The organism is Paenibacillus catalpae, assembly GCF_900112695.1.
GTDB classification, from domain to species: domain Bacteria; phylum Bacillota; class Bacilli; order Paenibacillales; family Paenibacillaceae; genus Pristimantibacillus; species Pristimantibacillus catalpae.
The window spans coordinates 586,555-596,586 of the sequence record NZ_FOMT01000004.1 but is presented as its reverse complement, the minus strand read 5'-3'; the positions used below and the strand labels follow the sequence as shown (position 1 = coordinate 596,586).

The window sequence follows — 10,032 nt, the reverse complement described above, 5'->3', positions numbered from 1 at the left end:
AGCAGCAGTTAGAGGGGGTTTAAGGTCCGTGAGGGACCTTAAGCTCCGGAAATTGCAGTTGCTTCGGGTAGTTAAGGTCCCTCAGGGACCTTAATGCCAGCGAAAAGGTGCAATAGTCGAGGAAATGCAGATGGTAGTGGGTTTAAGGTCCGTGAGGGACCTTAAGCTGCGGAAATAGCAGTTACTTAGGGTAGTTAAGATCCCTCAGGGACCTTAACGTATCCGTTGAGCACGCCCTAGGCGGCAATTCCGCCGCAGGGCAGATGAATAAAGCCCTGCGAGGGCGCTATATGCCCCGCGCAGGGTGAAAACAGGGCCAATAAGACCCCGGCAGGGTCTTATTGCAGCCCCGAAGCCAGCCTAAGGCGGCAATACCGCCGCCCGGCAGGCAACAGAAGGAGGGAAAACGGCATGAACGTGCTTTGGGCACATGACCATACGTTTTATTTTAACGAATCGGGGAAATTTTTCTCCGGCGGCAAGCTGCCTTATGCCGTATGGGAGCGATATCTCGGCGTATTCGACCAGATTACGGTTGCCTGCCGGGGCAAGAAGGCATCCTCGGATGCCGATATGGCGGGCAAGACACTGTCGAGCGGACCAGATGTTGACTTTCTCGTGCTACCGTCACTAAGCAATCCGGTTAACAAAATGACCAAGCGGGGCTACATTGAGCAGCTGCTGCAGGAAGCGATCGGCAAGGCCGACGCCGTTATTGCACGCGTGCCAAGCGAGATTGGAGCAGAGGCGATTCGGGTTGCGCGTAAAATGGGCAAGCCTTACGCCGTTGAAGTGGTTGCCTGCGCCTGGGACGGGCTGTGGAATTACGGCAACCTGCAGGGCAAGCTGTACGCGCCTTTCTCGCTTAATCAGACACGGGCTATCGTCAAGGACGCGCCTTATGCGCTCTATGTAACCGAGAAGTTTCTGCAGCAGCGTTATCCGAATATCGGCGGCAAGACGGAATCCTGCTCCAACGTTGAAATTCCGGAGCCGGGGGAAGAGGTGCTGACCCGCAGACTGGAACGTCTGCATGCGATGAGCCCGGATGCGCCGATGACGATCGGATTGATCGGTTCGCTGAACGGCCGCACGAAAGGCATTGATATCGCCCTTCGAGCGATCGCCAAAGCCAAGCCGCAGCTGCCGGCAACAAAGTTCCGCGTACTCGGTGACGGAGATCCGGCACGCTGGCAGGCCATGGCCGACAAGCTGGGAATCGGCAGCCTCGTATCCTTCGAGGGCGTACTGCCTAGCGGCGGGGCTGTCTTCGAATGGCTGGACGGCATCGATCTGTACCTGCAGCCAAGCTACCAGGAAGGGCTGCCGCGGGCAACGATTGAAGCGATGAGCCGGGGATGCCCGGTGCTTGGATCTACGGCAGGCGGTATTCCCGAGCTGATTCACGACAGCTGTCTGCATCGTCCGGGCCAAGTCGGTATCCTTGCCGAGCAGATCAAACGCGCGACGTTTGACCGCAAATGGCTGATAGAACAGGCCGAGCGTAATTTCGGCCATTCCCGGCAGTTTACGAAGAAGCTGCTGGATGCGAAGCGGCAGGCGTTCTGGCAGTCCTTTGGCGATGCGGTCAAACAAGGCTCCTTGAAAGAAACAGTAACCGCGGATGCCGTCCGCGTTGAGCGGGCCGCGCAAAGCGAGGCCTATACAGGCAGCACGGGCACGACAAGCAGCACAACAAGCAGCACAACAAGCACAAGTTCGAGTACAAGCGAGAGCAGAGAAAGGGTGGAGGCGTTATGACAATTTTGGTGACGGGAGCAGCAGGTTTTATCGGCTTCCATTTGAGCGCGAGATTGCTGAAGGAAGGCAAGCGTGTCGTAGGATTGGATAATTTCAACGATTACTACGATGTGCAACTGAAAAGGGACCGCTGGGCTCAGCTGGTTGCCTCTCCTTCCTTCCGCGGGGTCGAGCAGGATCTGGCGGATTACGAAGGTCTGCTGGCGCTGATCCGGGAGGAAGGCGTCACGACGATCGTCCATCTGGCAGCTCAGGCGGGGGTGCGCTACAGTCTGACGAATCCTTTTGCCTATCTGGAAACGAACTTGACGGGCTTCGGGCATGTGCTGGAAGCTTCGCGTCAGGCGGGCATCAAGCATCTGGTCTACGCTTCCTCGAGCTCCGTGTATGGTGCGAATGTCAGCATGCCGTTCTCGGTCAGCGACAATGTCGACCATCCGGTCAGCCTGTATGCCGCAACGAAAAAATCCAACGAGCTGATGGCTCATGCCTACAGCCACCTATACAACCTGCCAACGACGGGCCTTCGGTTCTTCACGGTTTACGGTCCATGGGGCCGCCCGGATATGGCGTACTTCAGCTTTACGCAAAGAATCATGGCCGGCGAGCCGATCCAGGTGTTCAACGAAGGCAAGATGCAGCGTGATTTTACGTATATCGATGACATTGTGGAAGGCATTTACCGCTTGCTCGATCATGCGCCGCAGCCGAATCCCGAATGGGACCGCATGCAGCCGGATCCGGGCACAAGCTATGCGCCTTATAAGGTATACAACATCGGCAACAACAAGCCGGTTGAACTGATGACGTTCATCAATACGATCGAGGACAAGCTTGGGCGCAAGGCGGTTATGGAGTTTAAGCCGATGCAGCCGGGTGATGTGACAGCGACGTATGCGGATGTGGACGGCCTGATGGCGGATGTGGACTTCCGTCCGGAGACGACAATTGAGGAAGGCATCGGAAGGTTTGCCGAGTGGTACAAGTCGTACTATGGCGCCCATGCAGATCTGGAAACGGCGGTAAAGGCGGCGGGACAATGATTCAAAAGATAGCCCATATCTGCACCTCCGGCATCAGCCACAAAATTATGGGCGACAAGCTTCGGCTGCTTCAGCAGCAGGAGGGTGTTCAGGTGACCTTCATCACTTCCCCCGAGGGTGTGGATGAGGGATTGATGGCAGAGAAAGCCTACCCGTTCGAATGGAAGCTTCTCCCGATGGCACGTTCCATTCAGCCGGTTGCCGATCTTAGGTCGATTATCGCGATGTACAAGCTGTTCCGCCGCGAGCGGTATGACATCGTTCATACCCACACGGCCAAGGCCGGCCTGATCGGTCGTATTGCGGCAAAGCTGGCGGGCGTTAAGGTCGTTATTCATACGAGCCACGGTTTGCCGTTCTATGAAGGGCAGCCGAAGAAGACATATTGGCTGTACAAAATGCTCGAGAAATTTGGCGCGATATGCTGCCATGCTCTTGCTTCGCAGAATGAGGAGGATGCCGGAGTGCTCCGGAAGCTGGCCCCTTGGCGGCCGGTTTTTGTAGAAGGCAACGGTGTAGATCTTGAGCATCTGGACCGGCTGGCCGCCGCGGTTACGCCGGAACAAACAGCGGCTCTTCGCAGGAAGAACGGCATTAAGCCGGAGGAAAAGGTACTGTTTATGGCGGCGCGGTTTGAACCGGTGAAGGATCACAGCCTTCTGCTGGATGCTTTGATTGAGCTTAAGCGTGCTGGTGCCTTGAACTGGGTAACGGTACTAGCCGGACAAGGTCCGCTCGAGGCTGAATTGAAGATTCAGGCGGAGATGAGCGGACTGGAGGACGATGTGCTGTTTGTCGGCCAGCAGTCCTCGATTATTCCTTGGCTGGTCATGGCTGACGCGGTTACGCTGACTTCTGAAAAAGAGGGCATTCCACGCTCCTTGATGGAGGCGATGGCGCTAAGCAAGCCGATTGTCGCGACTAACGTGCTTGGCACTCGTGAACTCGTGGCGCATGCCGAGACGGGACTTCTTGTTCCTTACCGGGATTCGATGCAGCTTGGCGAATCGCTTGCGGCGATGATGAATACGCCGGAAGCGAGAAAACGCATGGGTGAAGCGGGACGCCGCCGGATTGAGGCGGCATTCACGGAAGCCCGGGTTGTCGAGAGGCTGATGCGGCTGTACCGGAGCACGAAGCTGCGGCAAAGCCGGAGCCAGGGACTGGGAGCTAGATGGAATGCCTTCGGCAAACGGCTCTTTGATCTGGTGGCCAGTGTGCCGGCTGCGGTGCTGCTGTCACCGGTTATGTTAATCGTCGCTCTGCTGGTGAGGCTGAAGCTGGGTTCGCCTGTATTGTTCAAGCAGCAGCGGCCGGGCAGATACGGCAACCCGTTCTATGTACTGAAGTTCCGCACGATGCGGGATGCTTATGACCGGTTTGGACAGCCGCTGCCGGATGAGGCGAGACTGACATCCTTCGGCAAGCTGCTCCGCAAGCTTAGTCTGGACGAGCTGCCGCAATTATTTAATGTGATTCGCGGGGATATGAGCCTGGTAGGGCCGCGGCCTTTGCTGATGGAATATCTTCCGCTTTATACCGAAGAGCAGGCGCACCGTCATGATGTCCGGCCGGGCATTACCGGCTGGGCGCAGGTGAATGGACGCAACGCTGTCTCCTGGGAAGAAAAGTTCCAGCTTGATCTAGTCTATGTGGAGCGGCAAAGTCTGTGGTTTGATTTTCGCATATTGGTACGTACTGTGGGGAAGGTGCTGAAGCGCGACGGAATTTCGAGTGCGGGTCAGGCCACCGTTCAAAAATTTACAGGAACAAGGGAAATGGGGAATGCATCATGATTAGCGGTCATACGGAGCAATACCGGGTGATGGAGGAGCCTGCAAGGCGCCCGCTTATTGTAGTGGGCATGGGCGGACATGGCCGGGTACTGATGGATATTGCCCGCGTGTCGAAGACTTACCGGCTGGCAGCTGTTCTGGATGACCGCTTCTCCGGCGTCGAACTGCGGGGCGGGCTGCCGTATGGCCCTATCGCGACGCTGAAGCATTTTCTCGCGGATGAGCCGGGCATGCATGTGGTCATCGGCATCGGCGACAACCGGACGAGACGGGCAATTGTAGAATTGCTCGCATTGCCCGAGTCGTCTTACGCCGTGTTGGTGCATCCTGCGGCTGTTGTCGCGGAGGATGCGCGCATCGGCCTTGGCGCCGTGGTTATGCCCGGCGCTGTGATCGGGCCGGGCGCCGTCGTTGGCGCTCACGCGATCATTAACTCCGGCGCGGTCGTGGAGCATGACGCGCTGGTTGGTCCGTTCGCGCATGTATCGCCGAACGCGACCATGGCCGGTGCGGCCGCCGCAGAGGAAGGCGCGCATATCGGCAGCGGCGCGGTGCTCATCCCGAGCATCCGCGTCGGCAGCTGGTCCGTGCTCGGCGCCGGCGGCGTCGCCGTCCGGGATATCCCCGGCGGCAAGACCGCCGTTGGCGTGCCGGCACGGATCGTGCAGCCGCGCCTCGGCATCGAGAAGGCCTTATAAGTTCCCTTGAAGCTTACAGCAACAAACAAAATCCGCGCGAGCGGCCACAAGCTGGCCGCGAGCGCACCACATAGCCCGCCACTAAAGCGGCGGGCAGCATAAGAGGAGTTGATCACGACGTGAACAACAGTCGAATCTATTTATCCCCGCCGCATTTGGGAACGCGGGAGCGCGAGTATGTGGAATTAGCCTTCCGCACGAACTGGATCGCGCCGCTTGGTCCCAATGTCGACCAGTTCGAACGCGAGCTGGCCGAGAAGGTGGGAGCGAAAGGGGCAGTAGCGCTGTCCTCCGGCACCGCGGCGATCCACATGGCGCTCAAGCTGCTGGGAGTTGGGCGCGGCGACCGCGTCTTCGTCTCCTCGCTTACATTTATCGCGAGCGTTAATCCGGTGCTATACGAAGGCGGCGTGCCTGTATTTATCGATTGCGACGCCGAGACCTGGACGATGTCGCCGCAAGCGCTGGAGCGTGCCTTCGAGGAAGCGCACCGCAACAAGCAGCTGCCTAGAGCGGTTATCGTGGTCCACCTGTACGGTCAGAACGCCGACATGGACGCGATTAACCAAATCTGCGCCAAGTACCGCGTGCCGGTCATTGAAGATGCTGCGGAATCCCTCGGTACCACGTACAAAGGGCAGTCCAGCGGAACTCACGGCAAGTTCGGGATCTACTCCTTTAACGGTAACAAAATCATTACAACCTCCGGCGGCGGCATGCTCGTATCCGACGATACGGCAGCACTGTCGAAGGCACGCTTCTGGGCGACCCAATCCCGCGAACCGGCGCCTCATTATGAACATGCGGAGCTTGGCTACAACTACCGGATGAGCAATGTGCTTGCTGGGATCGGGCGGGGACAGCTGGAGCTGCTCGACGACCGGGTGGCCGCAAGACGCGCCGTGTTCGACCGCTATAAGCGAGCTTTTGCCGACATCGAAGGTCTCGCGATGATGCCGGAAGCCGAATACGGCCAGTCCACACGCTGGCTGACGACCATGACAATCGATCCGATCGTTACAGGCTGTACGCCGGCCGATCTTCTTGAAAAGCTTACTGAAGCCAATATTGAAGCGCGCCCGGTATGGAAGCCGATGCACCGTCAGCCGCTTTTGCAATATTACCCTTACTTCCCGCATGAGCCGGGCAGCAGCGTATCCGACTCGCTGTTCGAGCAGGGCATCTGCCTGCCGTCGGGCTCCAGTCTTACTTGGGAAGAGCAGGACCGAGTGATCAACTGCATCAAACAAACCATTCATATGAAATCAAGGAGGATGTCCCATGAAAGTGCGTAAAGCGATAATTCCAGCTGCCGGTCTCGGCACTCGTTTCTTGCCTGCAACAAAAGCTCAGCCGAAGGAAATGCTGCCGATCGTGGACAAGCCGACCATTCAATATATTATCGAGGAAGCGATCGCTTCCGGCATCGAAGACATTCTGATCGTCAGCGGCCGCGGCAAGCGGGCGATTGAAGACCATTTTGACAAAACCTTCGAGCTGGAGGATATGCTGGCGAAGAAGGGCAAGACGAAGGAGCTTGAGCAGATCCGCGGTATCTCCGAGATGGCGAACATCCACTACATCCGTCAAAAAGAACCAAAAGGCCTCGGCCACGCGATCTGGTGCGCACGCAGCTTTGTTGGCAACGAGCCGTTTGCCGTCCTGCTTGGCGACGACATTGTACAGTCCGAGGAGCCTTGTCTTAGCCAGCTCATTCGTGTCCATGACCGCTATCAATCCTCGGTTGTTGGCGTACAACGCGTAGCTGATGAAGATGTATCCAAATACGGCATTATCGCCCCTCGCGGGTCGTCGATTGAGCCGTCGGTCTTTTTCCTCGACGGTCTGGTCGAGAAGCCTTCGAAGAAAGCCGCTCCTTCCAACTACGCGATTATGGGCCGTTACATCCTGACGCCGGAGATCTTCGATATTCTCGAGCATCAATCTCCGGGTGCGGGCGACGAGATTCAGCTGACCGATGCGATCAAGAAGCTGAACGACCAGCGCAACGTGCTTGCTTACAACTTTGACGGCGTCCGTTACGATGTAGGCGACAAGTTTGGTTTTATCAAGGCACAGCTCGACTTTGCGCTGCAGCGCGATGATCTGCAAAAGGATGTGCTGGGTTACCTGCAGCAGGTGTACGAGAAGCATTTTATTACGAAGGCGGCGAACTAATATGCGGAAAATTACAGTAATCGGTACCGGATATGTCGGTCTTGTCTCGGGTACCTGCTTTGCCGAGGTAGGCAACCGGGTTATCTGCTGTGACGTGGATCAGCGTAAAATCGACCTGCTCAACGACGGCGTCATTCCAATCTACGAGCCGGGTCTGGAAGAGATGGCACTCCGCAACAAGAGCGAAGGCCGTCTGCTCTTCACAACCGAGGTAGGCGAAGCGATCGAGGCTTCGGATATCGTCTATATTGCGGTTGGCACGCCGATGTCGGAGACAGGCGAAGCGGATATGCGCTACGTCATGTCGGCAGCGAAAAAAATCGGCGAGCATCTGAACGATCATAAGATTATCGTGAACAAAAGCACCGTGCCGGTCGGCACCGGCGAGCTGGTGCGCGAGGTTGTGCAGGCGAACAAGAAATACCCTTGGACAAGCTTTGACGTCGTGTCCAATCCGGAGTTTCTCCGTGAAGGGACGGCGCTCTCGGACTGTATGAACATGGACCGTGCCATTATCGGCTCGGATAATCCGGAGGCGGCAGAGCAGATCGCACAGCTGCATGCGCCTTTTAACACGCGGATCTTCAAGACCGATCTGGAGAGCGCGGAAATGATCAAGTACGCGGCTAATACTTTCCTCGCGACGAAGATTTCGTTCATTAACGCCATTGCGAACATTTGCGAGAAGGTTGGCGCGGACGTTGAAGATGTAGCCAAAGGCATGGGCATGGACAGCCGGATCGGCGAAAAATTCCTGCAGGCCGGTATCGGCTACGGCGGCTCCTGCTTCCCGAAAGATACGTATGCCTTAGCGCATATTGCGGATAAGTCGGGGTATGATTTTGAGCTGCTTAAGTCGGTTATCAAGACGAACCAGCGCCAGCGTTACGTCGTGATGGACAAGCTGCGCGAGACGCTTGGGGGACTAGCAGGCAAGCAGATTGCCGTGCTGGGACTGGCATTCAAGCCTAATACGGACGATATGCGCGAAGCGCCGTCACTGACGATTATTCCGGAGCTGCTGAAGCAGGGTGCGGTTGTCCGTACGTTTGATCCAATCGCGGCAGAAGCGGCGCGCAAGCTGCTGCCGGCGGACGTGGCTTATATGGAATCGGCGGAGCTGGCTGCGGCTGGCTGCGATGCATGCGTGATTTTGACGGAGTGGAATGAGGTTCTGACGATGGACCTTGCGAAGGTCCGCGACCGGATGAAGCAGCCTATCATCATCGACGGTCGGAACAGCTTTGATCCGAAAGTAATGGAGCAGCACGGGTTTGTGTATTACTCGGTAGGTCGCCGTCCGGTGAACCGCCTTGAAGCGGAGCGCAAATCTGTGAATCTATAAAGAAGAGCCCAAGGCGAATCTATAGATAAAGCCCAAGGCAAAAGGATAGGGCAGTATCTGCTGATCCTGATCTCGAAAGGGGGTGAGCGCTTGAATGACAGTCCGCTTCGGCCGGGCGGATGGAATCCAGGTTTACCTTATAAACGAAAATGCAGGAAATGCAGAAGGAGGAAAATATGAATAAAAAATCCCGAGCGCTGATTACGCTGGCTGCTACGGCATTGCTTGTGCCGGCGCTTATCGTGAATGCGTCCAGCGCAGCAGCAGCATCCAAAGCGCCAACAGCCGCCGTTAAGTCGAGCTTTTTCTCGCAATCGCCGTTTGCTAATTCGTTCATTCAGAAGGTGATTCAGAATTTTGCGCAAGAGGTGCAAAAGGCAGCGGACAGCATTCAGAATGGCAAAGGCAACAACGGAAATGGCAATGGCAACAGCGGCAACAATGGTAATGGCAATGGCAACAGTGGCAACAACGGTAATGGCAATGGCAACAGTGGCAACAATGGTAATGGCAATGGCAACACTGGCAACAACGGTAATGGCAATGGTAACAGTGGCAATAACGGTAATGGTAATGGCAACACTGACAATAACGGAAATGGCAATGGCAACAGCGGTAACAACGGTAATGGCAATGGCAACAGTGGTAACAATGGTAATGGCAATGGTAACAGCGGTAACAACGGTAACAATGAGAAGAAAATCCAGCAGGTGTACAATAACACTTCTGCGAAGCTGTTCCAGCTGCGCAACCAGTGTCAGGCTGGCCTGACGGATATCGCCGTTCAGTTCACGACGTTAACGTCTACGCATGAGAAGACGGAATTGTACAAGACTGGTACAGCTGCATTTGATAGCTGCACTAATCAGTACAAAACGATCATGGACGACGCAGCTGCGCAAATCGTCGCTCTTGGCGGAGAGCCTTCGATCCTTGAACCGATGCAAACACGGTACGAGGAAGAAATCATCGCAGGCCGCGCACAGCTGAATGCAATTGTAAACAAATAATATTTTGGCCGAACAAGAAGAACCGTGTAATAGAGAATACTCTCTATTATGCGGTTTTTTCTTTTAATGCTAAGAATGTATAAGTTTTATCTTATAAAATGGCTTAGAATTCTCCGGAATGAAACGCTCCCCCTGCCAAAGGACGGCGAAGCCGTTTCACCTTGCCCTTTTTCGATTTGGCCGAGTGAGGCTATAATAGAT

The 10,032-nt window shown here is 56.0% G+C and carries 8 protein-coding genes and 1 pseudogene; all 9 read left to right on the top strand.

Annotated features, from left to right (window positions below; translation table 11 throughout):
• Window positions 1–411 precede the first annotated feature (411 nt).
• The 9 genes and pseudogenes from BM200_RS20455 (at window position 412) to BM200_RS30075 (ending at window position 9,831) form a co-directional block, all read left to right on the top strand.
• The gene (locus BM200_RS20455; RefSeq protein ID WP_245773100.1) at window positions 412–1,761 is read left to right on the top strand and encodes a glycosyltransferase; all 1,350 of its coding nucleotides are present in this window, start codon (window positions 412–414) and stop codon (window positions 1,759–1,761) included.
• Complete coding sequence (locus BM200_RS20450; RefSeq protein WP_091188493.1) at window positions 1,758–2,804, top strand: NAD-dependent epimerase; 1,047 nt, start codon at window positions 1,758–1,760, stop codon at window positions 2,802–2,804. Before BM200_RS20455 ends, BM200_RS20450 begins: the two co-directional genes overlap by 4 nt.
• Window positions 2,801–3,865, top strand: a pseudogene (locus tag BM200_RS30470) (glycosyltransferase family 4 protein); the annotation flags it as partial. The gene BM200_RS20450 and the pseudogene BM200_RS30470, both read left to right, overlap by 4 nt.
• Before the next feature lie 102 nt (window positions 3,866–3,967).
• Complete coding sequence (locus tag BM200_RS30465) at window positions 3,968–4,600, top strand: sugar transferase (protein ID WP_281248418.1); 633 nt, start codon at window positions 3,968–3,970, stop codon at window positions 4,598–4,600.
• Window positions 4,597–5,298 (top strand): acetyltransferase, encoded by a 702-nt coding sequence (locus BM200_RS20440; RefSeq protein WP_245773099.1) that lies wholly within the window; start codon window positions 4,597–4,599, stop codon window positions 5,296–5,298. Before BM200_RS30465 ends, BM200_RS20440 begins: the two co-directional genes overlap by 4 nt.
• Window positions 5,299–5,417: 119 nt before the next feature.
• Window positions 5,418–6,593, top strand: a complete 1,176-nt coding sequence (locus BM200_RS20435; RefSeq protein WP_091188492.1) for a DegT/DnrJ/EryC1/StrS family aminotransferase — start codon at window positions 5,418–5,420, stop codon at window positions 6,591–6,593.
• Window positions 6,580–7,476: a UTP--glucose-1-phosphate uridylyltransferase GalU gene (gene galU / locus BM200_RS20430; RefSeq protein WP_091188491.1), complete on the top strand. Its 897-nt coding sequence runs from the start codon at window positions 6,580–6,582 to the stop codon at window positions 7,474–7,476. The genes BM200_RS20435 and galU overlap by 14 nt, the downstream gene beginning before the upstream one ends.
• A gap of 1 nt (window position 7,477) precedes the next feature.
• A complete protein-coding gene (gene tuaD, locus BM200_RS20425; RefSeq protein ID WP_091188490.1) occupies window positions 7,478–8,821 on the top strand; it encodes a UDP-glucose 6-dehydrogenase TuaD in 1,344 nt (447 codons plus the stop codon).
• 176 nt (window positions 8,822–8,997) lie between these two features.
• On the top strand, window positions 8,998–9,831 hold the full coding sequence (locus BM200_RS30075; protein WP_175532938.1) for a hypothetical protein: 834 nt from the start codon (window positions 8,998–9,000) through the stop codon (window positions 9,829–9,831).
• Window positions 9,832–10,032: the final 201 nt, after the last annotated feature.